Genomic DNA, 25,099 nt, shown 5'->3' on the forward strand with positions numbered 1-25,099 from the left:
ATGAAAAAGACCCTGATCCTGTTGGCGATGGTGGTCGCCCTGATGATCCTGCCATTTTTTATTAACCACGGCGGCGAGTTTGGCGGCTCGGACGGCGAAGCGGAGAGCCAGATCCAGGCGGTGGCGCCGGATTATCAACCCTGGTTCCAGCCGCTATATGAACCGGCGAGCGGAGAGATTGAGAGCCTGCTGTTTACCCTGCAGGGCTCGCTGGGCGCGGCGGTGATTTTTTACATTCTCGGATATGCGAGGGGCAGACAGCGCCGTGATGACCGGGTTTGACCGACTCAGCTACCAGAGCCGCTGGCTGCAGGTGGCGCCAGAGCGGAAGTTTCTGCTCTGGCTGCTGCTGATGGCGCTGGCCTTTACGCTTCCGGCATGGGGCCAGGCGCTGACGCTGGCGCTAACCGCCGCGCTGACCTGCTGGCTGCTACGGGTCTCATTCTTGCGCTGGTGCCGCTGGATGGCGCTGCCCTTTGGCTTTTTGCTGGTCGGCGTGCTGACCATTCTGTTCAGCGTCAGCCGCGACCCGCAGATGCTGTTAGCGAGCTTTCGGCTGGGCGCTTTCTCGATAGGGATTTCCGCCCAGGGGCTGGCCGTGGCCGGGGAGACTTTCTGGCGCAGCCTGGCGGCGATGGCGGCGACGCTCTGGCTGGTGCTCAATCTGCCTTTCCCGCAGTTGATTATTTTACTCAAGCGCGGTCGTGTACCGCGACTGCTGACGGAGCAGATCCTGCTGACCTGGCGCTTCATTTTTATTCTGTTGGACGAGGCGATGGCGATTCACCGCGCGCAAACCCTGCGTTTTGGCTATGGTAGCGTGCCGCAGGGCTATCGCTCGCTGGCGATGCTGGTGGGACTGCTGTTCACCCGCGTCCTCCTGCGCTATCAACAGATGAGCTCGGCGCTGGATATCAAATTGTACCAGGGTGATTTTCACCTCTAAGGATAAGTATGCTTGCCACAACCGATCTCTGGTTTCGCTATCAGGATGAGCCGGTGCTTAAAGGGCTGACGCTGGATTTTTCCCGCCATGCGGTGACCGGCCTGGTGGGGGCCAACGGCTGCGGAAAGTCGACGCTGTTTATGAACCTGAGCGGCCTGCTGCGCCCGCAGAGCGGGGCGGTGCTATGGCAGGGAAAACCGCTGGACTACAGCAAGCGCGGCCTGCTGGCGCTGCGCCAGCAGGTGGCGACGGTGTTTCAGGATCCGGACCAGCAAATCTTCTATACCGATATCGACAGCGATATCGCTTTTAGTCTGCGTAACCTCGGGGTGGCGGAAGAGGAGATCGCCCGCCGGGTGGACGAGGCGCTGACCCTCGTCGATGCCCAGGGATTTCGCCAGCAGCCGATCCAGTGCCTCAGTCATGGGCAGAAAAAACGGGTGGCGATCGCCGGGGCGCTGGTGCTGCAGGCGCGCTACCTGCTGCTTGACGAGCCCACCGCGGGCCTCGATCCCCGCGGGCGCGCGCAGATGATCGACATCATCAAGCGCATTGCCGATCGCGGCAACCACGTGGCGATCTCCAGCCACGATATCGATCTGATCTATGAGGTGAGCGACGCCGTTTACGTTCTGCGGCACGGCGAAGTACTGGCCGAGGGGGATCCCGGCGAGGTGTTTGCCTGCGCGGAGACCATGGCCCGGGCGGGATTGACCCAGCCGTGGCTGGTGAAACTTCATAGCGAACTGGGGCTGCCGCTGTGTAAAACCGAAGCGGAGTTTTTTCAGCGGATGCGCAACGATGCGATAGGCGCGATTAAGGAGGCGTCATGACGCTGGCGATTATGTTACAGGGCACCGCTTCCGACGTCGGGAAAAGCGTGCTGGTGGCGGGACTGTGCCGCATTTTTTATCAGGATGGACTGCGCACCGCGCCGTTTAAATCACAGAATATGGCGCTGAACTCCGGCATTACGCCGGATGGCAAAGAGATGGGCCGGGCGCAGATTTTCCAGGCCGAAGCAGCCGGGATCGCCCCGGATGTCCGCATGAATCCGATTTTGCTCAAGCCCACCAGCGACCGTCAGGCGCAGGTGGTGCTGATGGGGGAGGTGGCGACCAGCATGGACGCGGTGAGCTATCACCAGTACAAGCCACGCCTGCGCGAGCAGATCCTCGCGGTCTACCAGAGCCTGGCCGGGGAGTATGAGGCGCTGGTGCTGGAAGGGGCCGGCAGCCCGGCGGAAATTAACCTGCGCGACCGCGATATCGTCAATATGGGCATGGCCGAAATGGCGCAGTGCCCGGTGATCCTGGTGGCCGACATCGACCGCGGCGGGGTATTTGCCGCGATTTACGGCACGCTGGCGCTGCTGCAGCCCGAGGAGCGAGCGCGGGTGAAAGGCGTGATTATCAATAAATTCCGCGGCGATGTGGCGCTCCTGCGCTCGGGGATCGAGCAGATCGAGGCGTTGACCGGCGTGCCGGTGCTGGGCGTTATGCCGTGGCTTGAAGTTGACCTTGAGGATGAGGACGGCGTCGCGCTGCAGGCCGGGAAATACCACCGCACCGACCGGCGCGATATCGACATCGCCGTCGTTCACCTGCCGCATATCGCCAATTTTACCGACTTTAACGCCCTGGCGGCGCAGCCTGACGTCCGGGTGCGCTATGTCCGCGACGCGCAGGCGCTGGCCGACGCCGACCTGGTCATTCTCCCGGGCAGTAAAAATACCCTCGGCGATCTGTGCTGGCTGCGTGAAAGCGGCATGGCGCACGCGGTCGAGCAGGCCCGGCTGCGCAAGGTGCCGCTGCTGGGGATCTGCGGCGGCTATCAGATGCTCGGCGAAACCATTATCGATGAGGTGGAGTCTGGCCTTGGCACCCAGCCCGGACTGGGGGTGCTGAAGACCGTGACCCACTTCGCCCAGCGCAAAACCACCACTCAGGTGCAGGCGACCCTGGAGGCTAACCTCCCGGACTGGTTAGCCGACGCGGCGGGGCTGCGGGTCAGTGGCTACGAAATTCATATGGGCGAGACGCGCCGTGAGGCAGGCTGCGCGCCGCTGCTGCAGCTGCATAAAGCGGGACAGTCAGTGGCAGACGGCGCGGTCAGCGACGACGGCCTGGCGTTCGGCACCTATCTCCATGGCCTGTTCGACAACGATGCCTTTACCCGCGCGCTGGTTAATGGCCTGCGTCAGCGCAAAGGGCTGGCGCCGCTGGACAGCGCCCTGGAGTATGCCCGCTATAAAACCCGCCAGTTTGACCAGCTGGCCGATGCCATGCGCGAACATATCGCCATCGATCAAATTTACGCCATCATGCGCCAACATCAGGAGCCCCTATGCTGACTTTAGTGACCGGCGGCGCGCGCAGCGGCAAAAGCCGCCATGCCGAGGCGCTGATTGCCGATGCGCCGCAGGTTTTATATATCGCCACCTCGCAAATCTTTGACGACGAGATGGCCGCAAGGATCCAGCATCATCGCGACGGCAGGCCCGCCCACTGGCGCACCGCCGAGCGCTGGCAGCAGCTTGATGAACTGATCACCCCGGATATCGCCCCAGAGGAGGCGATTTTGCTGGAATGCATTACCACCATGGTCACCAACCTGCTGTTCGCGCTCGGCGGCGACAGCGACCCCGACGGCTGGGATTACGCCGCCATGGAGCGGGCTATTGATGACGAAATTGGCGTGCTGATTGCCGCCTGTCAGCGCTGCCCGGCGCACGTCGTGCTGGTGACCAACGAGGTGGGGATGAGCATTGTGCCGGAGAACCGCCTGGCGCGGCATTTTCGTGATATCGCCGGGCGGGTCAATCAGCGCCTGGCGGCCGCGGCGGATGCTGTCTGGCTGGTGGTCTCCGGCATCGGCGTCAAAATCAAATAACTCAATCGCTGGCCGACCGGGCCAGCCCTGGCAGGGATTCTGTATGCAAAGCGTAAACGAGGTACTGCGGGCGATCCCCGCGCCGGACGCCGACGCCATGGCGCGGGCACAGCAACACATCGACGGCTTACTCAAGCCCCCCGGCAGCCTCGGGCGTCTGGAGGCGCTGGCGGTGCAGCTGGCGGGAATGCCCGGCCTGGGCGGCCAGCCGCAGGTGGCGAAAAAGGCTCTGCTGGTGATGTGCGCCGACCATGGGGTATGGGACGAAGGGGTGGCGATTTCGCCGAAGGCGGTCACGGCCATCCAGGCCGCCAATATGACCCGCGGCACCACCGGCGTCTGCGTGCTCGCCGCCCAGGCCGGGGCGCAAGTGCACGTGATTGATGTCGGGATCGATAGCGAACCGCTGCCCGGCGTGGTGAATATGCGGATGGCGCGGGGCTGCGGCAATATTGCCCGCGGCCCGGCCATGAGCCGCGAGCAGGGGCAGGAGCTGCTGCTGGAGGTGATGCGCTACACCCGCGCGCTGGCGCAGGAGGGCGTGACTCTGTTTGGCGTCGGCGAACTGGGGATGGCCAATACCACGCCGGCGGCGGCGATGGTCAGCGTCCTGACCGGCAGCGATGCGCAGGAGGTGGTCGGGATTGGCGCCAATTTGCCGCTGGCGAAGGTTGGCAACAAGGTGGAGGTCGTGCGGCGGGCTATCGCCCTTAATCAGCCCGACCCGAAGGATGGCCTCGACGTGCTGAGCAAAGTCGGTGGATTTGATCTGCTGGGGATGACCGGCGTCATGCTGGGGGCGGCGTCCTGCGGGCTGCCGGTGGTGCTGGATGGCTTTCTCTCTTACGCGGCGGCGCTGGCGGCGTGCCGGATAGCGCCGGCGGTAAAACCGTATCTGATCCCGTCCCACTATTCGGCGGAGAAGGGGGCGCGTATCGCGCTGGCGCACCTCGGACTCGAACCGTATCTCAATATGGGTATGCGGCTGGGGGAAGGCAGCGGCGCGGCGCTGGCGATGCCGATCGTCGAGGCGGCCTGTGCGATGTACCATCGCATGGGCATGCTGGCGGCCAGCAATATTGTGTTACCTAAGGGGTAAGCAGGAGATGGGGGCGGCAATGGCCGTTCCCGTTTTCGGCAGAGGTTTTGCCGGCGGCAGAAACAAAAAAACACCCTTGAGGGTGTTTATGATGTTGGTTGCGGGGGCCGGATTTGAACCGACGACCTTCGGGTTATGAGCCCGACGAGCTACCAGGCTGCTCCACCCCGCGTCACCGTACTGCTTCACGTTGTCAAATTTGATTGGTTGCGGGGGCCGGATTTGAACCGACGACCTTCGGGTTATGAGCCCGACGAGCTACCAGGCTGCTCCACCCCGCGTCACCGTACTGCTTTACTTCATCAAATTTTAATTGGTTGCGGGGGCCGGATTTGAACCGACGACCTTCGGGTTATGAGCCCGACGAGCTACCAGGCTGCTCCACCCCGCGTCCGTGGAAGCGCACTATACTCCGCTAGCGAGATGATGCAACCTTTTTTCGACCAAATCGACATTTTTGTAAGAATTGGCTTATAAAACGCCACGTTGTGGTGTTTTTTTACACAAATCTGTGCCATCGATGAGATCGCGCATTTCAATAGCTCTGGCGCTTTGTTATCTTCAACACGCACTAAGGCTTCGCAGCAAAAGATGAGACACCATGAAAGGACGTTGGGCAAAATACGTAGCGACGGGGGCAATGCTGGCTATGCTCGCCGCCTGTTCCTCAAAACCGACCGACCGCGGTCAGCAATATAGCGATGGCAAGTTCACCCAGCCGTTTTCACTGGTAAACCAGCCGGATGCCGTCGGGGCGCCGATCAACGCCGGCGACTTCTCCGAGCAGGTTAATCAAATTCGTAACGCCTCTCCGCGCCTCTATAACAGCCAGAGCAACGTCTATAACGCGCTGCAGGAGTGGCTGCGCGCCGGCGGCGACACCCGCACGCTGCGCCAGTTTGGCATCGACGCCTGGCAGATGCAGGGCGTCGACAACTATGGCAACGTCCAGTTTACCGGCTACTACACGCCGGTGGTGCAGGCGCGCCACACCCGTCAGGGCGAATTCCAGTACCCCATTTACCGGATGCCGCCGAAGCGCGGCAAGCTGCCGTCCCGCGCCAGCATTTATGCGGGCGCGCTGAGCGACAACTATGTGCTGGCGTACAGCAATTCGCTGATGGATAACTTCATCATGGACGTGCAGGGCAGCGGCTATATCGATTTTGGCGACGGTTCGCCGCTCAACTTCTTTAGCTATGCCGGGAAAAACGGCTGGCCCTATCGCAGCATCGGCAAAGTGCTGATCGACCGCGGGGAAGTGAAGAAAGAAGATATGTCGATGCAGGCGATCCGCGAGTGGGGTGAAAAGCACAGCGAAGCGGAAGTGCGCGAGCTGCTGGAGCAGAACCCGTCGTTCGTGTTCTTTAAACCACAGTCTTTCGCGCCGGTGAAAGGCGCCAGCGCCGTGCCGCTGATCGGCCGCGCCTCGGTGGCCTCCGACCGGTCGATTATTCCGCCGGGAACCACCTTGCTGGCCGAGGTACCTCTGCTGGATAATAACGGCAAGTTTAACGGCCAGTACGAACTGCGTCTGATGGTCGCCCTCGACGTTGGTGGGGCCATCAAAGGCCAGCATTTCGACATCTATCAGGGCATTGGGCCTGACGCTGGCCACCGTGCCGGCTGGTATAACCACTACGGCCGCGTATGGGTGCTGAAAAACGCGCCAGGCGCGGGAAATGTTTTTAGCGGCTAACACCCCTGGCCGTGCCTGTTGACCAGGGCGCCCGGATGACGCCGTTTGCGGCGGCCTCCGGGCGCTGTCATTTTGTTCTGAGGTCCTATGTCTGTTGTAATCAGCGATGCCTGGCGCCAGCGTTTTGGCGGTACGGCACGTTTATATGGTGAAAAAGCGCTGCAATGTTTTGCCGACGCCCACGTCTGCGTGGTCGGGATCGGCGGGGTCGGCTCGTGGGCGGCGGAAGCGCTGGCGCGGACCGGCATCGGGGCGATCACCCTTATCGATATGGACGATGTCTGCGTTACCAATACCAACCGCCAGATCCACGCCCTCAGCGGCAACGTCGGGCTGGCGAAAGCGGAGGTGATGGCGGAGCGTATTCGCCTGATCAACCCGGAGTGCCGGGTGACGGTGGTGGATGATTTCGTAACCCCGGAAAACGTGGCCGAATACCTTGGCGCCGGCTTCAGCTATGTCATCGACGCCATCGATAGCGTCCGGCCAAAAGCGGCGCTTATTGCCTGGTGCCGCCGCTACAAAGTGCCGCTGGTCACCACCGGCGGGGCAGGCGGCCAGATTGACCCAACGCAGATCCAGGTCGCTGACCTGGCGAAGACCATCCAGGATCCGCTGGCAGCTAAACTGCGCGAGCGTCTGAAAAGCCAGTTTGGGGTGGTGAAAAACAGTAAAGGCAAGCTCGGCGTGGACTGCGTATTCTCTACGGAAGCGCTGGTCTACCCGCAGGCGGACGGCAGTGTCTGCGCGATGAAGAGTACGGCGGAAGGGCCGAAGCGGATGGACTGCGCATCCGGCTTTGGCGCCGCGACGATGGTGACCGCGACCTTTGGTTTTGTCGCCGTCTCCCATGCGCTGAAGAAAATGCTGGCGAAGGCGGAGCGGCAGACGACGTAAACTCCCGGGTCGCGGCGCAGGCGCCTTACCCGGTCTACAGGACAATTCCCCGGAGGCGGCGCTGCGCACCTGTCCGGGCGACAAAACTGCACGAGCCCGTAGCCCGGGCAAGGCGCGTCAATCGCCGCCCCCGGGATGAGCTTAAACCCCAACCTCGCGGGCGGCGGCGAGCACCGCCTCGCTCAGGGCGCTGAGGCCCTGGCTGCGTGAGGCGCTGAGCTGGCCGCGCAGCCCCAGCTCGTCGAACAGCGCCAGCGGATCCTGCGCCAGGATCCCGGCGCGGGTTTTTCCTTCCACGGCAGTTAAAAGTACCGCCAGCAGACCGCGCACAATCCTTCCTTCGCTGTCGCCAAAGAAGTGCAGCCTGCCCTCGGCGTCCTCCTCATAGCCCAGCCAGACGCGGTTCTCACACCCGGCAATCTCATGGGCCTGCGCTTTGCGCTCATCGGTCAGCGTCGGCAGCTTTTTGCCCAATAAAATCAGCTGCCGATATTTATCCTCCCACTGGTTCAGCGGGGCGAAGGTCTGGCGCAGCGTGGCGTCGGTAATGGTCGTGCCGAAGGGGTGCAGGGTCGTCATTAATCCACCAAAATTTCCAGGGCGCGATCCACCGCGTGGACCAGCGCTGCAACATCGTCTTGGGTATTGTAGGGGGCGAAAGAGGCCCGCAGCGTGCCGCTGACTCCTAAAGCCGCCAGCAGCGGCTGGGCGCAGTGCTGCCCGGCGCGCAGGGCAATGCCGGACTCGGCCAGCAGCGTCACCAGATCGCTGTGATGAATACCGTCGAACTCAAAGGCGAGCAGGCTTGACTGCTGGCAGCGGAAAGAGCGGAAGCCCGGCCGTTTCGCCAGCGCCTCTTCCGCCAGGCTCGCCAGGCTGCGGCTCCAGTTTTCCGCCTGGCCGATATCGCTCTGCGCCAGCCACTCCAGCGCGGCGCTGAGGCCGATAACCCCGGCGACATTGGGCGTACCGGCCTCAAGGCCATAGGGCGCCGGCTGTGGCGTAAAGCCGTCAAAGCTGACCTCGGCGATCATCTTCCCGCCGCCGAGCCAGGGCGACATCGCCGCCAGCAGTTCGCTTTTGCCGTACAGGGCGCCGATCCCGGTCGGGCCATACAGCTTATGGCCGGAAAAGGCGTAAAAATCGATATCCAGCGCCTGCACGTCCGCGGGGAAATGCACCGCCCCCTGCGCGCCGTCGACCATCACCACCATCCCGGCGGCGTGAGCAAGGCGGATGGCCTGAGCCAGGTCCGGGCAGCCGCCGGTGACGTTGGACATCTGGCCGATGGCCAGCACCCGGCTGCGCGGGGTAATGAGCGCGCTGAGGCTGGCGATCTCCGGCAGACGGTCGGCGCCGAGCGGCAGCTTGACCACTCTGGCGCCGGTTTGCCCGGCCACCATCAGCCAGGGCACGAGGTTGGCATGATGCTCGGCTTCGCTAACGAGAATTTCATCGCCAGGCTGCAGGCGCGGCCGGACGTAGCTCTGCGCCACCATATTGATGGCCTCGGTGGTCCCCCGCGTCCAGACGATATCTTTGCCTGAGGGGGCGTTCAGCCACGCCGCCACGCGCTCGCGGGCCGCCTCATAGCGCTCGGTCAGCCGCTGGGCGGCGGCGAATTGACTGCGGTGGACGTTGCCGGCGCTCAGGCGATAAAACTGGTCGCTGGCGTCGATCACCGCCTGCGGTTTGAGCGCCGTCGCCGCGCTGTCGAGATAGACGCCGGCATCGGCCAGAGCCGGAAACTGCGCGCGAAAGTGCGCAGGGTTGAATGCGTTCATGGAATTCCTCGTATCAATACCGCGATCGTCGCGCAATTTGTCGGGCGTGACAAGGCCTCTGCGCTCTGTGGAATTGTCCGAATGTGACTCCACGTGGGTCAAAGAGGGTTATGCTGAAAAGTGTTGGGTTTGTGTTTTAACCTATTACTTAACGAGTCACGAATAGTATAAATAGCCGTAAGGAGAGAAAAATGAAAATGACTAAGGCCGCTGCGATTATCTCTGCCTGTATGCTGACTTTAGGCCTGAGCGCCTGTTCCTCTAACTATGTGATGCATACCAATGATGGGCGGACCATCGTTACCGACGGGAAACCGCAAACCGATAATGATACTGGCATGATCTCGTATAAGGACGCGTGGGGCAACAAACAGCAGATCAATCGCTCTGACGTGAAACAGCTGGGTGAGCTGGACGAGTAAGGCAGTAAAAAGGCAAAAAAAAGCACCGCGCGTTGCGGTGCTACATTAAATCACTATGGACAGACAGGGTAAATGTACAGGAAGTGAAAAGGGGTAGCCTTGCTACCGGGGTCTGCAAAGACAGACCAATTGCAAACACAACAACACAACATCACAACCGTAAGCCAAAAGCTTGATGGAACACGCATTCCAAAAAAAGCTTCTCGTTCCGGCTCAGGAAGTGCCGCCACTATAGGTATTTGCTGGTAGAACCTCAACGGACAATTTATAATGGCTCAGATAAAAAAAACTAATAGGTTAACCATTGTTTCCTATTTGTTAAATTGAGTTAACATCTAAGCCAGAATAACCATGTCGAAGCGATTACCTCCTCTGAATGCATTACGTGTTTTTGATGCAGCCGCACGCCATCTCAGCTTCACTCGGGCAGCCGATGAGCTTTTTGTGACGCAGGCCGCAGTCAGCCACCAAATCAAGTCTCTCGAGGATTTTCTGGGCCTTAAGCTGTTCCGTCGGCGCAATCGTTCGCTGCTGTTAACGGAAGAAGGGCAGAGCTATTTTCAGGATATTAAAGAGATTTTTTCGCAACTGACGGAAGCGACGCGTAAACTGCAGGCGCGCAGCGCCAAAGGGGCATTAACGGTCAGTTTATTGCCAAGTTTCGCCATCCAGTGGCTGGTGCCGAGACTGACAAGCTTTAACTCAGCTTATCCGGGAATCGACGTCAGGATCCAGGCGGTGGACCGTCAGGAGGATAAGCTGGCGGACGATGTCGATGTGGCGATTTTTTACGGTCGCGGCAACTGGCCGGGCCTGCGTGTGGAAAAACTGTACGCCGAGTATCTGCTGCCGGTCTGTTCCCCGCTGCTGCTCACCGGCGATAAAGCATTGAAAACGCCTGCCGATCTGGCGCAACATACGCTGCTTCACGATGCGTCCCGCCGCGACTGGCAAACTTATACCCGCCAGCTTGGTCTAAGCCATATTAATGTGCAGCAGGGGCCGATTTTCAGCCACAGCGCGATGGTGCTGCAGGCGGCCATTCACGGGCAGGGCGTGGCGCTGGCCAACAATGTCATGGCGCAGTCCGAAATTGAAGCCGGTCGCCTGGTGTGTCCATTTAATGATGTTCTGGTCAGTAAGAATGCGTTTTACCTTGTTTGCCATGACAGTCAGGCAGAACTGGGTAAAATAGCCGCTTTCCGGCAGTGGATTCTGGCGAAAGCGGCAAGTGAACAAGAAAAATTCCGCTTTCGTTATGAACAATAATTACTTGTAGGGTAACAACATGACCAGCCGTTTTATGCTGATATTCGCCGCGATTAGCGGCTTTATCTTTGTGGCTCTGGGTGCCTTCGGCGCGCATGTCTTAAGTCAATCGCTCGGCGCGGCGGAGATGGCCTGGATCCATACCGGCCTGGAGTATCAGGCCTTCCATACCCTGGCGATTTTTGGTCTGGCGGTGGCGATGCAGCGTCGGATCAGTATCTGGTTCTACTGGAGTAGCGTGTTTCTGGCGTTAGGGACCGTGCTGTTCAGCGGCAGCCTCTACTGCCTGGCGCTCTCTCATTTACGCCTGTGGGCGTTCGTGACCCCGGTGGGCGGCGTGAGCTTCCTCGCCGGCTGGGTGTTAATGTTAATTGGTGCAATTCGTCTGAAACGTAAGGGCGTTGTTCATGAATAAGGTTGTCCTCTATTGTCGCCCTGGGTTTGAGAAAGAGTGCGCAGCAGAAATTACCGATAAGGCAGCCCGCCTCGAGGTGTTTGGTTTTGCCCGGGTCAAAGAAGACTCTGGCTATGTGATTTTTGAAGGCTATCAGCAGGATGATGGCGAGAAGCTGGTGCGCGATCTGCCGTTCAGCTCGCTGATCTTCGCCCGCCAGATGTTTGTGGTGGGCGAACTGCTGCGCGACCTGCCGCCGGAGGATCGCATTACGCCGATCGTCGGCATGTTGCAGGGCGTGGTGGAGAAGGGCGGCGATCTGCGCGTCGAGGTGGCGGACACCAACGAAAGCAAAGAGCTGATGAAGTTCTGCCGCAAGTTTACCGTGCCGCTGCGCGCGGCGCTGCGCGAAGCGGGCGTCCTGACCAGCTATGAAACGCCGAAGCGTCCGGTGGTGCATGTGTTCTTTATCGCCCCGGGCTGCTGCTATACCGGCTACTCGTACAGTAACAATAACTCGCCGTTCTATATGGGCATTCCGCGGCTGAAGTTTCCGTCCGACGCGCCGAGCCGCTCCACCCTCAAGCTGGAAGAGGCGTTCCACGTTTTTATTCCGGCGGACGAGTGGGACGAGCGCCTGGCGAACGGCATGTATGCCGTCGACCTCGGCGCCTGCCCGGGCGGCTGGACCTATCAGCTGGTGAAACGCAACATGTGGGTCTCTTCGGTCGATAACGGCCCGATGGCCCAGAGCCTGATGGATACCGGCCAGGTGACCTGGCTGCGTGAAGACGGTTTCCGCTATCGTCCTAACCGCAATAACATCTCGTGGATGGTCTGCGATATGGTGGAAAAGCCAGCGAAAGTGGCGGCGCTGATGGCGCAGTGGCTGGTCAACGGCTGGTGCCGGGAGACCATCTTCAACCTCAAGCTGCCGATGAAAAAGCGCTATGAAGAGGTGTCGCAGAATCTGGCCTACATTCAGGCCCAGTTGGACGAGCACGGCGTTAACGCCCAGATCCAGGCGCGTCAGCTGTATCACGATCGTGAAGAGGTGACCGTTCACGTGCGTCGCCTGTGGGCCGCCGTTGGCGGACGTCGCGACGAGCGTTAATCACTCACCCTGAGGCCAGAGACGCGCATGTCCTCTGGCCTTCGCCGCATGCTTAAGGCTCCGGCGCATCCGACACAATATGCGTCACCTCATCCAGATGACCAATCCTCGCTTCGCCGGAGCGGTTGAACTTGCTTTTATCGATCAGCAGCAGCGACTGCGCCGCCCGCTTAAGCAGGATCGATTTGAAGTCGGCATTGAAGGCATTGGAGTCCCACAGCGCGCCCTGCGGGTCGATGCCTTCGCAGGAAAAAATAAACAGATCGATCTCCAGCGATTTCAGCTGGGAAATCAGCGCCGGGTTAACGTAGCAGCCATATTTCCGCTGCAGAGTACCGCCGGAGCAGGTGAGCATGATCTGGTCGCGTTTAGCCAGCTCCTGACAGATGGGCTGGCTGTTGGTAAAGACGTGCAGCGGGCGGTCCGGCAGCTGGCGGGCGAGATACCAGCAGGTGGAGCTGGCATCGAGGGCGATGACCATCCCTTCGTCAATCCAGGCCAGCGCTTCGCGGGCGATATCGGCTTTATGCGCGTAATGGCTTTTCAGCCGCATGTGAAAAGGGTCGCCGCTGTCCTGGCTGCGCTGGTGGATCACTTTAGCCCGGCCGTGGTTGCGCAGCACTTTGCCCTGCGCCTGCAGCTCGCTGAGATCGCGGCGAATGGTTTCCCTGCTGACGTTGAGCTGTTTTGACAACGTTTCGGTGGTCAGGCTGCTGTGGTTGATCAGGAGATCGACGATCGCCTGCTGGCGGGCCGCTTTCATTTATTCTCACCCCATCATTGATTGAGCGTCTGCATCAGGCAGACGCTCCGGCATGAGATTACGGCGTGACTCCTTTTTTTAAAAGGATATTTCCGTACTTAGCGCACTCTCCTGTGATAACGATCGCAAAGGCTTTTTGCGCCCGGTCGTAGAAGGCAAAGCGGTCAATCCGCACGATATCCGGGCAGGGGGCCTGCGCCGAAAGCGCCTGCCGATAGCGCTGTTCCACCGTCGGGTCGAGCGCATCGCCTTCGACGGCGGCCATCATCACCAGCGGCGGCGCATAGCTGTCTAACTCGAACAACGGGATAATCGCCTGCAGCAGATCGCTGACCCGCAGGCCGTCGGCCCGAATCACCTGCGGACCCATGCTGTGCGCCGGGAAGTGGGCATCGGAAAAAATAATTTCATCCCCATGGCCCATTTCGGCCAGCACTTTCAGCAGTTCCGGCGATATCAGCGGGGAAATGGTTTTGAGCATCTCAGGCTTCCTCTGTTAATTCAGGTTCAGTTTGCGGCCAAAAATAGCGGTAGCGGTACGCGACCTGCGCTCTGGCCTGTTCCGGGGAAGAGAACTCGCCCACGCCATACCAGCCAAACATCGCCGCGCCGGCCACCGTGGTTTCGGCATCGTCGAGAACTTTGATCGGTATTCCCAGCCGGTCAGCCTTGATCTGGTTCCACAGCGCGTTGCGGCTGCCGCCGCCGACCAGCAGCAGCTCTTGCGCCCGGAAGCGGCCGATGTTTTCCAGGGTTTGCAGATGCTTCGCCAGCTGGTCGCTTAACCCCTCCAGCGCGGCGCGGTAAAAATGGCCGCGGGTGGTGTTGAGCGTGACGCCCTGCCAGCCGGCGTGCTGGCTGGCGAGCAGGTCGCACTGCATTCTGACGCCCTGGGCACCGGGCGGGATCGCCTGCGCTTCGTCAATCAGCGTTTGCCACGGCGTGTCAGTGTTCCACAGTAGCTTGCGCACCCACTCGAGCACGCCGGAGGCCAGCCACTGCATCCCCGGGTTATAGCGTCCCGGCTGGCTGTCCAGCTCGCAAGTGGAGCCGCTGTAGTCGCAGAGCAGCGAGGTGTCGACCTGCGCGCTGCGCACCATCAGGATCTCCCAGGTCCCTGAGGAGAGCACCGGCTCATCCTGCCCGGCGCCGGCGCCAAACAGGGCGAACTGGGTGTCGTGCCCGGCCGAGATAACCGGGACCCCGACGGGAAGGCCCAGCAGCGCAGCGGCCTCCGGCAGCAGGGCGCCGATCGGCTGGCCTGCTTCAACCAGCTGCGGGAACAGGCGGCGCGGCAGGCCGGTCGCCTGCAGGATCGGCGCGCTGAAATCGCGCTGCCGGAGATCGAGCATCTGGCTGGTGCCCGCCATGGTGAGGTCGGTGGTGAACTCCCCGGTCAGCCGATGGTTGATCAGCGACGAAATAAACAGCCAGGCATGGGCCTGCGCCAGCAGCTGCGGGTGGTTCTCTTTCAGCCAGATCAGCTTATACAGGGTGTTGAATGCAAAGGCGCCGACGCCGGCGATTTGCTGCAGCTGGCGCGCGGACATATACCGGCTGATGGTGTCCATTACCGCCGCGGTGCGCGGGCATTTCCAGCTGATTATCGGATACAGCAGCGCACCCTGCTCATCCACCAGCGCGCCATCGACGCCAAAGGTCGTGACGGTGATGCCGCGCACCGTGCAGGAGGCCAGCTGGTCATGGATCTGCCGACAGCAGTCGGCAAAGCGCTGCATAATGGCCTCCAGCGACCACTGGTGCCAGTCGCTTTTTTCCGCCGCAATGTCGCTGGCGTTCGCCGTTGCGGCGCGGGCGATAATGTTCCCCTGTCGGTCAACGGCCATCGCCCGCACGTTCGTGGCGCCGCAGTCGAGGACCAGGATTACGTCTTGCTTCATAGTGACTCCCGAAACAACATTGCCGAATGGCGCGGCGCTTATCCGGCCTACAAACAGCGCGCGTCTGTAGGCCCGGTAAGCCTGCGCCACCGGGCTAAACCCACCTGTTAACGCTTATACAGCGGCCCGTAGTTCTGGCAGGCGCGGTAGTCCTGGCCTTCGATGTCCATACCGTGCGCGGCCCAGGCGGAGGGGCGGTAGATTTTCGCCGCTTCCACGTTGTGCATGCAGACCGGAATGCGCAGCATGGCGGCGAGGGTAATGAAATCCGCGCCGACATGGCCGATGGTCAGCACGCCGTGGTTGGCGCCCCAGTTAGCCATGACCGAGTACACATCGCTGAACGGGCCTTTGCCGGTCAGGCGAGGGGCAAACCAGGTAGTGGGCCAGGTGGAGTTGGTGCGGGCGTCGAGCTGGTCGTGCATCGCTTTGGGCAGCGCCACGCTCCAGCCTTCGGCGATTTGCAGTACCGGTCCCAGGCCTTTGATGATGTTCACCCGGGTCATGGTGAACGGCACGCCGCCTTCGGTCAGGAAGCGGGAAGAGAAGCCGCCGCCGCGGAAGTATTCATGGATCGCCGGGCACCATTCGGTGGCCGCGAGGCAGGCATCCGCCTCGTTCTGCTCAATCTCCCAGTGAGGTTTCATCGTCGGGTTGCCCTGCGCGTCGCGCTGCTGGCAGGAGCCGTCCAGCGCCGCGGAGCCGGAGTTAATCAGGTGAATGATGCCGTGCTCCGCCCGGCCGGTGAGCGGCTGCCCGGTGACCCGTTCAACGGCATCCGGCGACCAGTAGGTGCGTACGTCGGCAAACACCTGGGCGGTGCCGGTGAGCTGATGGCCCATCAGCATGGCCACGCCGTTGAGGCTGTCGTTTTCGGTGGCGACGACAAACGGTTCGCGCACCCCGTTCCAGTCAAAGGAGCTGTTGAGCAGCGCTTCGGCGGTATCGCCATTGGGGTATTGATCGGTCCAGTGGCGCTGACCCTGGAAACCGGCGGCGATGGCGTTGTAGCCCAGCGACTCCTCCACCAGCCCTTTTTCCGCCAGCTTCGCGTTGCCCTGCATCATGTCGCGGATGCACATCGCCATCAGCAGGCTCTCTTTCAGCACCGCGCGGCTCTGCGCCTCATTGCGCTTATACTGCTCGGCGTTCTGATCTTCGCCGTAGCGGAAATGTTTATCCGCCCACGCCAGCGCCATCTCCAGCTCGATTTCATCATAGATTTTCTGATCGATTCGCCGGCGCAGCTCCGTCATGTCGACAGCCTGAACCTTCATCCCGAGCCAGGATTCAAAGAAGTTGTGGTCGACGATGGAGCCGGCGATGCCCATTGAGACGCCGCCCAGCGACAGATAGCTTTTCCCTTTCATACTGGCGACCGCCAGGCCAGCGCGAGCGAAGCGCAACAATTTTTCTTCGACATCCGCCGGGATCGAGGTGTCATCGGCATCCTGCACATCATGCCCGTAGATGGAGAACGCCGGGATCCCTTTCTGGCTGTGGGCCGCCAGCGCCGCGGCCAGATAGACCGCTCCCGGACGCTCGGTGCCGTTGAAGCCCCAGATGGCCTTCGGGCGCAGCGGATCCATATCGATGGTTTCGCTGCCGTAGCACCAGCAGGGGGTGACGGTGATGGTGACGCCAACGTTCTGGCTGCTGAATTTCTCTTCACAGGCGGCCGACTCGGCCATGCCGGCGATGCAGGTATCGGCGATCACGCACTCCACCCGGGCGCCGCAGGCATGGCGCAGCTTCTCACTGATAAGCGCGGCGGTGGCTTTCGCCATGTTCATGGTTTGCGCTTCCAGCGATTCGCGAACCCCCATGCGACGACCATCGATTACCGGGCGGATACCGATCTTCGGTAAGCTGATTTTTTTCATTACAGATCCCTCAGGTTATGCGGATAACAGGTTTAGTTCGTCGCCGCTTGCGAGCGGAAACGGGCAAAAATAAAGATGATGGCGAAGCACAGCGCCGGAACCAGTTCGGCGGTCGGGATATTGCCGGCGGCGTCGCTGACAAAGCCCATTACCGGGGTGACGATCCCGCCGCCGATGATGGTCATGACGATAAATGACGAGCCATATTTGGTGTCCTGGCCCAGGTGCTTAATCCCCAACGAGAAGATGGTCGGGTACTGAATGGACATAAAGGCGCTGCACAGGGTCAGGGCCAGCAGACCGACGTGGCCGCCGCTGAAGGCGGAGAGCAGACAGAGCAGCATGGCGATAAGCGCATAGACCGCCAGCACGTTATGCGGCGCGAAGCGGCGGATCAGCCAGGTGCCGGTGAAACGGCCAATAAAGAAACAGACCATGGTGCCGGTCAGGTAGTTGGCGGCGAAACCGGCCGTCATGCCCGGTATCTCTTCGACAGCGTAGCGAATCAGATAGCTCCAGCAGGCGGTTTGCGCACCGACATAGCAGAACTGAGCCAGTACCGCCCAGCGCCAGTGGCGGATGCGCATCAGGCGCGACAGCGAGGCGAGAAACGTGCTCTGCGCGCTGTCGCTGTGGTCATCGCTTTGCAGCGACGGGAAACGGGTACAGACGATCAGCAGGGCGACCAGCAGCACGATGGCCACGATAATCATATAGGGGGTTTGTACCGACAGGACCAGGCTGTGCTTCCAGGCGCCGAGCTGCTCTGGCGTCATTTTATCCAGCACCTCCTGCGGCTGATGCGGGACGTTGGACAAAATAAGGCTCTGGCCAAATACCACGGCAATAATGGCGCCAAATGAGTTAAAGGTCTGGGCCAGATTCAGGCGGAAGTGACCGCCGCTTTCCGGACCGAGGACGGTGACAAATGGGTTGGCCGCGGTTTCCAGACAGCCAAGCCCGGCGGCGATAATAAATAACCCAATCAGGAATAAGGTGTAATTCATTACTTCGGCGGCAGGCCAGAACAGCGCGGCGCCGCAAGCATATAAAAACAGACCCGTAAGAATGCCGGCTTTATAGCTGAATTTTTTCATCAGCATCCCGGCGGGGATGGGAATAATAAAATAGCCAAAATAAAAAGCCGACTGGATTAATCCGGCCTGAAAATTAGTCAGGGTAAAGGCCTGTTGAAACTGCGGTAATAAAATATCATTGAGATTATTGGCCACGGCCCACAGAAAAAAGAGGGAGCACAGCAGAGCAAAAGGAATAATGTAGCTCTTACTTTGCCCGCTCTCCATGGCGCGGTAACTTTGCGTTGGTATCGTTGTGTTTCCCATAGCGTCCTCATCAGTTCAGAAGCATTTACAACAGCATTCAGGGCGCAGTCTGGTGCTGCAGCAGACCGCAAAATTAAGTGAGCTCAGGTGACGCGCCGGTGAGTGAAATGAAAGTCACGGCGGAACTCATGGCTTCATTTTCAAATAAAAACCGCCTGTTAATATGATGAGGGTCACACTTAACGCTCTGTGGACCATTTTATGTGATAATTGTCACTTTAATTTTTCAAAATGACTGACCGTTTGAGGAAATAAATTCACAAAACCACAACGCCAATGACCGATTGAATATATATCGTGGAAAACGGGCAAATGTTACAGAAAAATAAAATGCCCGCTTGAAGAAATATTTTTAAGAACGGGCATTTTCAACATCCGCTTAACCAGTTACATCCCTTTTTTTATGATGGAATAATTGACGTGGTTCACAAAATATAGCGATGGAAATTCCCCTGCGATTATTCAGGCTGAAGATGGAGATCATTATTCAACCTATCCCACGGTCGCCAACAATAATTATGTTGCCCTGCCGTTGACGGATGATGAGTCGCTAAAAGAGGAAAACAATGGAAAGAAACAGACTGGCCCGGCAGATTATCGATACCTGCCTGGAAATGACCCGCCTGGGGTTAAATCAGGGGACCGCCGGCAATGTCAGCGTGCGCTATCAGGGGGGGATGCTGATCACGCCCACCGGCATCCCGTATGAAAAACTGACGGAAGACAAGATCGTCTTTATTGATGCCGACGGTCAGCATGAGCAGGGAAAACTGCCCTCCAGCGAATGGCGTTTCCATCAGGCGGCCTACCAGACGCGGCCCGATGCCCAGGCGGTAGTTCACAATCACGCAGTCCATTGTACGGCGGTGTCGATCCTCAACCGACCCATTCCGGCCATCCACTATATGATCGCCGCCGCCGGCGGGAATTCGATCCCCTGCGCGCCCTATGCCACCTTCGGCACCCGCGAACTGTCTGAGCATGTCGCGGTGGCGCTGAAGCACCGCAAAGCCACGCTGCTGCAGCATCATGGCCTGATCGCCTGCGAGGCCAGCCTGGAGAAAGCGCTCTGGCTGGCGCATGAAGTGGAAGTCCTGGCCCAGCTCTATCTCAGCACCCTGGCGATTACCGACCCGGTCCCCGTGCTGGATGACGAGGCGATCGCCATCGTGCTGGAGAAGTTTAAAACCTACGGATTACGCATTGAAGAGTGATGCCGCAACCCTAACAGGAGAGACGCGATGGCAAACCGAATGATCCTCAACGAAACGGCGTGGTTTGGCCGGGGGGCGATAAACGCATTAACCGATGAAGTGATGCGGCGCGGTTATCGCAAGGCATTGATCGTGACCGACAGGACCCTCGCGAAGTGCGGCGTGGCGGCAAAAGTCACTGACAAACTGGACGCCGCCGGGCTGGCATGGGACATGTTCAGCGACGTGATCCCGAACCCCACCATCGCCGTGGTTCAGCAGGGGTTGCAGGCCTTTCAGCGCAGCGGGGCGGATTACCTGATCGCCATCGGCGGCGGTTCGCCGCAGGATACCTGTAAGGCGATCGGTATTATTCAGCGTAACCCGGCGTTCGCCGATGTTCGCAGCCTGGAGGGGCTGTCGCCCACCCGTCAGCCCAGCGTGCCGATCTTCGCGGTGCCGACCACCGCGGGGACCGCGGCGGAGGTGACGATTAACTATGTCATCACCGATGAAGAACAGCGGCGCAAATTCGTCTGCGTCGACCCGCACGATATTCCGCAGGTGGCCTTTATCGATGCCGATATGATGGACGCCATGCCGCCGACGCTGAAGGCGGCCACCGGCGTGGACGCCCTGACGCACGCTATCGAAGGGTACCTCACTCGCGGCGCCTGGGCATTGACCGATGCGCTGCACCTCAAGGCCATCGAGATCATCGCCGGCGCGCTACGCGGCTCGGTTGCCGGCGACGCCGGAGCGGGGGAAGCTATGGCGCTCGGCCAGTATGTGGCGGGAATGGGATTTTCCAACGTCGGGCTTGGCCTGGTGCACGGCATGGCGCATCCGCTCGGCGCTTTTTACAACACGCCGCACGGCGTGGCGAATGCCATCCTGCTGCCGCACGTGATGCGCTTTAATGCTGAGGCGACCGGGGAAAAATATCGCGATATCGCCAGGGCGATGGGCGTCAAAGGGGAAGCGTTAAGCCTGAGCGCCGCGCGTCTGGCGGCGGTGGAGGCGGTGTGCCAGCTAAACCGCGATGTCGGTATTCCCGGCCATCTGCGCGAGGTGGATGTCAGGAAAGAGGATATTCCGGCGCTGGCCCAGGCGGCGCTGGCGGATGTGTGTACCGGCGGCAACCCGCGCGAGGCGAGCCTGGCCGATATCGTCGCGTTATATCAGGCGGCCTGGTGAGGGGCCGGCCCGGGGGAAGCAGGCGGTGCCGCCGCGCCGGCACCACGCTCGGGTAGGGTCAGCGCGTCAGCCGCAGCTGCTGCAGATTGCCATCCAGCTGTAGGTCGGTCTGCAGGCGGGCCACTTCCCGGCAGGTGAAGGCCATCTCCTGATGCGCTGCCAGCTTTTTGCGCCACTTTTCCGGGACCTCTGCCAGGCGGGCATACAGCCCCTCCAGGTCCTGAAACTCGTTCAGCAGCTGGGCGGCGCTTTTCGGGCCAATGCCCGCCACGCCCGGCACCTTCGAGCTGCTGATCCCCGCCAGCCCCCAGTAATCCGCCAGCTGCTCCGGGGTGACGCCGAACTCACTGGCGATGAAGGGGGCGTCCAGCCAGCGCTTCTGAAAGTAGTCGCGGATGCGGATGGTGGGCGACAGCAGCTGGCAGTAGCCTTTGTCGGTGGAGACAATGGTGGCCTGATGGCCCGCCTGGGCCACCTTCACCGCCAGGGTGGCGGCGAGATCGTCCGCTTCGCTGCCCGGCGAGGCCCAGCAGCGGATCCCCCGCTGTTCGAAGGCGGCCCGCAGCGCCGGCATCTCGGCGACCAGCGTATCCGGCATCGGCGCGCGGCCGGCTTTGTACTCCGGCAGGCGCTGGTGGCGCCAGCCGTGGGCGCGATCCTCATCATCAAACACCGCCACCGCGTGGGTGGGCTGACTGTGGACAATCAGCTGCTCCAGCGCATGCAGGCAGGTATCGACGCAGGGCGAACCCTGCACCGCGTGGATGCGGCGGATCAGATTTAACGCGTCGACGATTAACAGATGAACAGCCACAGATACCCCCTTATTCTCAGCGTCTTTAGGGTAACATCGCCATCGGATCGAGGCTATCTGCGCCTGAACAATCAGGAAGATAACGCGCAATTTTCGCTAACTGACCGCCATCAGCGAGCTGGCGACGCCGGGCGCGGGCTCGCCGTACCACACCGCTTCCCGCACCGGAACCGGTTTGGTGATAAGCCCGAGGGCGTAAAAGCGATCGGCGATGGTCTGCTGGGCGCGGATCACCGACAGATCCATCGGCCTTGGGCGATGGCTACGGCGGGCGAGGGCGATGCGTAGCGACCGGGCGTCAATCCCCAGCTCTGCTGACAGTAAGCGGGCCGCTTCGCCACGATGCGAGTCGATAAACTGCCCGGTGTGGGTCAGCTCCGTCAGCAGGCGGCGCATGATATCGCCGTGCAGAGCGAGATAGTCCCGTCGCGAGAGATAAAACTGATGGTTGTTAACCCGTCCTTCGCCGCTGGCGACCACCCGCAGCTCGCCGGTGTGTTCGGCGTCGCTGAGCAGCGGATCCCACATCATCCAGGCGTCCACCGCCAGATAGTCGCTGGCGGTCAGCGGGTATTTCGGCGGGGTATAGACCACCCGCACGTCGTTCAGCCCCAGCCCGGCGTCCTCGAGGATCTGCAGCAGCAGCCAGTGGACATTCGACCCTTTATTGAGGGCGATGCGTTTTCCGCGCAGATCGCTGAGCTGGCGAATGTCGCTCTCCTGCGGGACGACCATCGCCACGCTGCGCGGCGCCGGCGGCTCCCACGCCACGTACATCAGTTCGCTGTTGCTGGCCTGGGCGAACACCGGCGGCGCTTCTCCGGTGGTGCCAAAGTCGATCTCGTTGCAGGCGAGGGCGTGAAGGAGCTGCGGTCCGGCGGGAAACTCGCTCCACAGCACGTTGACGCCGAGGCTGGCGAAGGCGGTCTCCAGACTCTGGCGGGCTTTCAGGATCCCGAGGCTGCCGAAGCGCTGGTAGCCAATGCGCAGCTCGCGATCGGCCCCGGTCGCGCTGGCGAATGCCCGCGGCGGCGCAGGCGGACGGCGGCGGCTTTTGATCAGCCCGAGGTTAGCGAGCTGGGTGCGTAAGGTATGCCGACTGATCCCTAACAGCGCGGCCGCCTGGCTCTGATTATCGTCGCAATGCGCCATGGCGTGGCGGATCAGCGCGCTGGTCACCCGCTGCCACAGCGGCTCGCCGGGAAGCGCCAGCTGGTGGCGAATAAAGTCGTCCAGTTCATGATCGCTCGCCGGCGACGGGGCGTCGTTGAGCGTCGCCAGGCGCAGCTGGGCGGGGCTAATCTCCTCTTCTTTACTGAGCAGCACCGCGTTGTGCAGGGTGTTTTCCAGCTCACGAATATTACCCGGCCACGCATAGTCCATCAGCCGGGCCAGCGACTCCGGCGCCAGACGCAGGGTTGGCCGGCCGAGGCGGCGGGCATAGAGCGATAAAAAGTGGTGAGCCAGCTGCGGGATATCCTGCCGACGCTGGCGCAGCGGCGGCAGCGGCACCACCGCGATATTCAGCCGATAGTAGAGATCTTCGCGAAAGCGGCGCTCGCGGATTGCCTGGGCCAGGTCGACGTGAGTGGCGGCAATCACCCGGACATTCACTTTAATCGCTTTGCGCGAGCCGACGCGGGTAATTTCGCGCTCCTGCAGCACCCGTAACAGCTTGACCTGCAGGGGCAGGCTTAATTCGCCGATCTCGTCCAGCAGCAGCGTCCCCCCTTCCGCGGCTTCAAACCAGCCGGGCTGTCCCTGCTGCGCGCCGGTGAAGGCGCCTTTCTCATGGCCGAACAGTTCGGCTTCGGCAAGGCTCTCGGTTAGCGCGCCGCAGTTAACGGCCAGAAACGGCTGCTGGCGGCGGGGACTGTGGTGATGGAGATAGCGCGCCACCACCTCCTTGCCGGTGCCGGTTTCGCCCACGATCAGCACGGTAGCCTCCGTCGGCGCGAGCTTGTCCAGCAGGCTCTGGAAAGCCTTCGATGCCGGGTCGATCAGCGCGGGCGCGGTGGAAGGGGATTCTGGGTTCAGCATAGCGGGCCTCCGGTCGTTGACCTCCTGAACTTATCCTGCGGCGGCGGCGGAAACCAGAGGGGGAAAGGCCGACGGCTGTTGCAAATGCGCCAGCGGATGCGCGGCGGCTGCGGGATTTGCAACAGCACGACGCGCGTGGGATGTTTTCAATTCCTTGATTTTAAAAATGTAATTTTTTATTCACCATTGGCATGATTATCGCTAACACTCATATAACCAAATTAAAACTTCTCTTCGATAAATATCGGATATGGTTATATAGGAAATAGATAATGACGCAGCAAGTTCCCGACAAGATCAATGTCTTCTGGTTCTTACCTACCCATGGCGATGGCCGCTATCTGGGCACCACCGAGGGTGGACGTCCGGTCGATTTACCTTATCTGCAGCAGGTGGCGCTGGCGGCCGACAGCCTGGGTTATTACGGCGTGCTGATCCCCACCGGTAAAAGCTGTGAAGATTCGTGGCTGGTGGCCTCGGCGCTGGCGCCGTTGACCCGCCGTCTGCGCTATCTGGTGGCGGTCAGACCGGGTCTGCAGCCGCCCACTCTGGCGGCGCGGATGGCGGCCACCCTCGACCGTTTATCGGAAGGACGGCTGCTGATCAATGTCGTCACCGGTGGCGACCCGGTGGAAAACAAAGGCGATGGCATCTTTCTCAGTCACAGCGAACGCTACCAGGTGACTCGCGAATTTCTCGACGTTTACTCCCGCCTGCTGCGCGGGGAGAAAGTGGACTATCACGGGGAGCATATTCATGTCGAGGGGGCGGAAGTGCTGTTTCCGCCGGTTCAGGAGAATGGCCCGCCGCTGTACTTCGGCGGCTCTTCTGAGGCGGCTATCGATGTGGCGGCCGAACAGATCGACAGTTATCTAACGTGGGGCGAACCGCCGGAACTGGTGGCGGAGAAGCTGGCGGTGGTGCGCGAGCGCGCCGCGGCCCGCGGACGCACCCTGCAATATGGCATCCGTCTGCACGTTATCGTGCGCGAAACGGAAGAGGAGGCGTGGGCCGCCGCCGACCGGCTGATCGCCCATCTTGACGACGACACCATCGCTCAGGCGCAAAAGATCTTCGCCCGTATGGACTCGGCTGGCCAGGCGCGGATGAGCGCCCTGCATCAGGGATCGCGCGACAATCTGCGTATTGCCCCTAATCTGTGGGCCGGCGTCGGGCTGGTGCGCGGCGGCGCGGGAACCGCGCTGGTGGGTAATCCGCAGCAGGTGGCGGAACGCATCCGCGAATATCAGGCGCTCGGCATCAGCAATTTTATCTTTTCCGGCTACCCGCATCTGGAAGAGGCACACCGCTTTGCGGAACTGGTGATGCCTCTGCTGCCGCTGGAAAACGCGGCCTCGTCGAAGGCGCGCAGCGTGAACACCGGTCCGTTTGGCGAAACCATCGGCGGCGATAAGCGCCCGGTGCGCCAGGCCAGCGCCAGCTGATGGC

Annotated in this window: 24 protein-coding genes and 3 tRNA genes; 15 read left to right on the plus strand and 12 right to left on the minus strand. The window is 61.0% G+C overall.

Annotated features, from left to right (window positions below):
• Genes MKS11_RS02440 through cobT form a run of 6 tightly spaced genes read left to right on the plus strand, consistent with a single transcriptional unit; the run spans window position 1 to window position 4,937 of the window.
• Entirely contained in the window at window positions 1-282 is a 282-nt protein-coding gene (locus MKS11_RS02440) for an energy-coupling factor ABC transporter substrate-binding protein (RefSeq protein ID WP_004205507.1), read from the plus strand.
• Window positions 269-946: an energy-coupling factor ABC transporter transmembrane protein gene (locus MKS11_RS02445; protein WP_064187447.1), complete on the plus strand. Its 678-nt coding sequence runs from the start codon at window positions 269-271 to the stop codon at window positions 944-946. The genes MKS11_RS02440 and MKS11_RS02445 overlap by 14 nt, the downstream gene beginning before the upstream one ends.
• Window positions 947-954: 8 nt before the next feature.
• Entirely contained in the window at window positions 955-1,779 is an 825-nt protein-coding gene (locus MKS11_RS02450; protein WP_064187448.1) for an energy-coupling factor ABC transporter ATP-binding protein, read from the plus strand.
• Complete coding sequence (locus tag MKS11_RS02455; protein WP_064187449.1) at window positions 1,776-3,299, plus strand: cobyric acid synthase; 1,524 nt, start codon at window positions 1,776-1,778, stop codon at window positions 3,297-3,299. Before MKS11_RS02450 ends, MKS11_RS02455 begins: the two co-directional genes overlap by 4 nt.
• Window positions 3,293-3,838, plus strand: a complete 546-nt coding sequence (gene cobU, locus MKS11_RS02460) for a bifunctional adenosylcobinamide kinase/adenosylcobinamide-phosphate guanylyltransferase (protein ID WP_064187450.1) — start codon at window positions 3,293-3,295, stop codon at window positions 3,836-3,838. Before MKS11_RS02455 ends, cobU begins: the two co-directional genes overlap by 7 nt.
• A 43-nt stretch (window positions 3,839-3,881) precedes the next feature.
• Window positions 3,882-4,937 carry a nicotinate-nucleotide--dimethylbenzimidazole phosphoribosyltransferase gene (cobT, locus tag MKS11_RS02465; RefSeq protein ID WP_043520794.1) on the plus strand — a complete coding sequence of 352 codons (1,056 nt, stop codon included), beginning with the start codon at window positions 3,882-3,884 and terminating at the stop codon, window positions 4,935-4,937.
• 95 nt (window positions 4,938-5,032) lie between these two features.
• Here the strand turns inward: cobT and MKS11_RS02470 are convergent.
• From MKS11_RS02470 to MKS11_RS02480, 3 genes are all read right to left on the minus strand, one after another.
• Window positions 5,033-5,109: transfer RNA gene (locus MKS11_RS02470), tRNA-Met, on the minus strand.
• A 32-nt stretch (window positions 5,110-5,141) separates the two neighbouring features.
• Window positions 5,142-5,218, minus strand: a tRNA-Met gene (locus MKS11_RS02475).
• 33 nt (window positions 5,219-5,251) lie between these two features.
• Window positions 5,252-5,328 (minus strand) — tRNA-Met (locus MKS11_RS02480).
• A gap of 210 nt (window positions 5,329-5,538) precedes the next feature.
• Here MKS11_RS02480 and mltA point away from each other — a divergent pair.
• Both mltA and tcdA read left to right on the plus strand, forming a co-directional pair.
• Entirely contained in the window at window positions 5,539-6,636 is a 1,098-nt protein-coding gene (gene mltA, locus MKS11_RS02485) for a murein transglycosylase A (RefSeq protein WP_002915579.1), read from the plus strand.
• An 87-nt stretch (window positions 6,637-6,723) separates the two neighbouring features.
• Window positions 6,724-7,533, plus strand: coding sequence for a tRNA cyclic N6-threonylcarbamoyladenosine(37) synthase TcdA (gene tcdA, locus MKS11_RS02490; RefSeq protein ID WP_012540708.1), 810 nt, complete (start codon window positions 6,724-6,726; stop codon window positions 7,531-7,533).
• A 141-nt stretch (window positions 7,534-7,674) separates the two neighbouring features.
• On the opposite strand, the gene csdE is transcribed toward tcdA, so the two are convergent.
• Together csdE and csdA are read right to left on the minus strand one after the other, a co-directional pair.
• On the minus strand, window positions 7,675-8,112 hold the full coding sequence (gene csdE / locus MKS11_RS02495; RefSeq protein ID WP_087770890.1) for a cysteine desulfurase sulfur acceptor subunit CsdE: 438 nt from the start codon (window positions 8,110-8,112) through the stop codon (window positions 7,675-7,677).
• On the minus strand, window positions 8,112-9,317 hold the full coding sequence (gene csdA / locus MKS11_RS02500; RefSeq protein ID WP_080838198.1) for a cysteine desulfurase CsdA: 1,206 nt from the start codon (window positions 9,315-9,317) through the stop codon (window positions 8,112-8,114). The genes csdE and csdA overlap by 1 nt, the downstream gene beginning before the upstream one ends.
• Window positions 9,318-9,514: 197 nt before the next feature.
• Between csdA and MKS11_RS02505 the strand changes: the two genes are divergently transcribed.
• The 4 genes from MKS11_RS02505 (at window position 9,515) to rlmM (ending at window position 12,516) form a co-directional block, all read left to right on the plus strand.
• A complete protein-coding gene (locus MKS11_RS02505; RefSeq protein WP_002915549.1) occupies window positions 9,515-9,739 on the plus strand; it encodes a YgdI/YgdR family lipoprotein in 225 nt (74 codons plus the stop codon).
• Between the two features lie 351 nt (window positions 9,740-10,090).
• Window positions 10,091-11,008 carry a glycine cleavage system transcriptional regulator GcvA gene (gene gcvA / locus MKS11_RS02510; protein ID WP_002915545.1) on the plus strand — a complete coding sequence of 306 codons (918 nt, stop codon included), beginning with the start codon at window positions 10,091-10,093 and terminating at the stop codon, window positions 11,006-11,008.
• 19 nt (window positions 11,009-11,027) lie between these two features.
• Window positions 11,028-11,423, plus strand: coding sequence for a DUF423 domain-containing protein (locus tag MKS11_RS02515; RefSeq protein WP_002915543.1), 396 nt, complete (start codon window positions 11,028-11,030; stop codon window positions 11,421-11,423).
• Window positions 11,416-12,516: a 23S rRNA (cytidine(2498)-2'-O)-methyltransferase RlmM gene (rlmM, locus tag MKS11_RS02520; protein WP_004205518.1), complete on the plus strand. Its 1,101-nt coding sequence runs from the start codon at window positions 11,416-11,418 to the stop codon at window positions 12,514-12,516. Before MKS11_RS02515 ends, rlmM begins: the two co-directional genes overlap by 8 nt.
• A gap of 52 nt (window positions 12,517-12,568) precedes the next feature.
• On the opposite strand, the gene fucR is transcribed toward rlmM, so the two are convergent.
• The 5 genes from fucR to fucP form a co-directional block, all read right to left on the minus strand.
• A complete protein-coding gene (gene fucR / locus MKS11_RS02525; protein ID WP_087770889.1) occupies window positions 12,569-13,279 on the minus strand; it encodes an L-fucose operon activator in 711 nt (236 codons plus the stop codon).
• A 58-nt stretch (window positions 13,280-13,337) separates the two neighbouring features.
• Complete coding sequence (gene fucU / locus MKS11_RS02530; protein ID WP_017899197.1) at window positions 13,338-13,760, minus strand: L-fucose mutarotase; 423 nt, start codon at window positions 13,758-13,760, stop codon at window positions 13,338-13,340.
• A 1-nt stretch (window position 13,761) separates the two neighbouring features.
• A complete protein-coding gene (gene fucK, locus MKS11_RS02535) occupies window positions 13,762-15,180 on the minus strand; it encodes an L-fuculokinase (RefSeq protein WP_023319036.1) in 1,419 nt (472 codons plus the stop codon).
• A gap of 107 nt (window positions 15,181-15,287) precedes the next feature.
• A complete protein-coding gene (fucI, locus tag MKS11_RS02540; protein WP_062913570.1) occupies window positions 15,288-17,063 on the minus strand; it encodes an L-fucose isomerase in 1,776 nt (591 codons plus the stop codon).
• Between the two features lie 32 nt (window positions 17,064-17,095).
• Window positions 17,096-18,406: an L-fucose:H+ symporter permease gene (fucP, locus tag MKS11_RS02545; RefSeq protein WP_023319034.1), complete on the minus strand. Its 1,311-nt coding sequence runs from the start codon at window positions 18,404-18,406 to the stop codon at window positions 17,096-17,098.
• A 566-nt stretch (window positions 18,407-18,972) separates the two neighbouring features.
• On the opposite strand from fucP, the gene fucA reads away from it, so the two are divergent.
• Both fucA and fucO read left to right on the plus strand, forming a co-directional pair.
• Window positions 18,973-19,620: an L-fuculose-phosphate aldolase gene (gene fucA, locus MKS11_RS02550; protein WP_002915470.1), complete on the plus strand. Its 648-nt coding sequence runs from the start codon at window positions 18,973-18,975 to the stop codon at window positions 19,618-19,620.
• Between the two features lie 27 nt (window positions 19,621-19,647).
• The gene (fucO, locus tag MKS11_RS02555; protein ID WP_053810008.1) at window positions 19,648-20,796 is read left to right on the plus strand and encodes a lactaldehyde reductase; all 1,149 of its coding nucleotides are present in this window, start codon (window positions 19,648-19,650) and stop codon (window positions 20,794-20,796) included.
• Window positions 20,797-20,854: 58 nt separating this feature from the next.
• On the opposite strand, the gene xni is transcribed toward fucO, so the two are convergent.
• Both xni and MKS11_RS02565 read right to left on the minus strand, forming a co-directional pair.
• The gene (gene xni, locus MKS11_RS02560) at window positions 20,855-21,610 is read right to left on the minus strand and encodes a flap endonuclease Xni (protein ID WP_023319031.1); all 756 of its coding nucleotides are present in this window, start codon (window positions 21,608-21,610) and stop codon (window positions 20,855-20,857) included.
• Window positions 21,611-21,706: 96 nt separating this feature from the next.
• Complete coding sequence (locus MKS11_RS02565) at window positions 21,707-23,650, minus strand: sigma-54-dependent Fis family transcriptional regulator (protein ID WP_087770888.1); 1,944 nt, start codon at window positions 23,648-23,650, stop codon at window positions 21,707-21,709.
• Window positions 23,651-23,922: 272 nt separating this feature from the next.
• Between MKS11_RS02565 and ssuD the strand changes: the two genes are divergently transcribed.
• The gene (ssuD, locus tag MKS11_RS02570; RefSeq protein WP_004205532.1) at window positions 23,923-25,095 is read left to right on the plus strand and encodes an FMNH2-dependent alkanesulfonate monooxygenase; all 1,173 of its coding nucleotides are present in this window, start codon (window positions 23,923-23,925) and stop codon (window positions 25,093-25,095) included.
• The last annotated feature ends 4 nt before the right edge of the window (window positions 25,096-25,099 follow it).

The sequence above is a fragment of the Klebsiella sp. K5-45 genome (assembly GCF_030128605.1).
GTDB classification, from domain to species: Bacteria; Pseudomonadota; Gammaproteobacteria; order Enterobacterales; family Enterobacteriaceae; genus Klebsiella; species Klebsiella quasipneumoniae.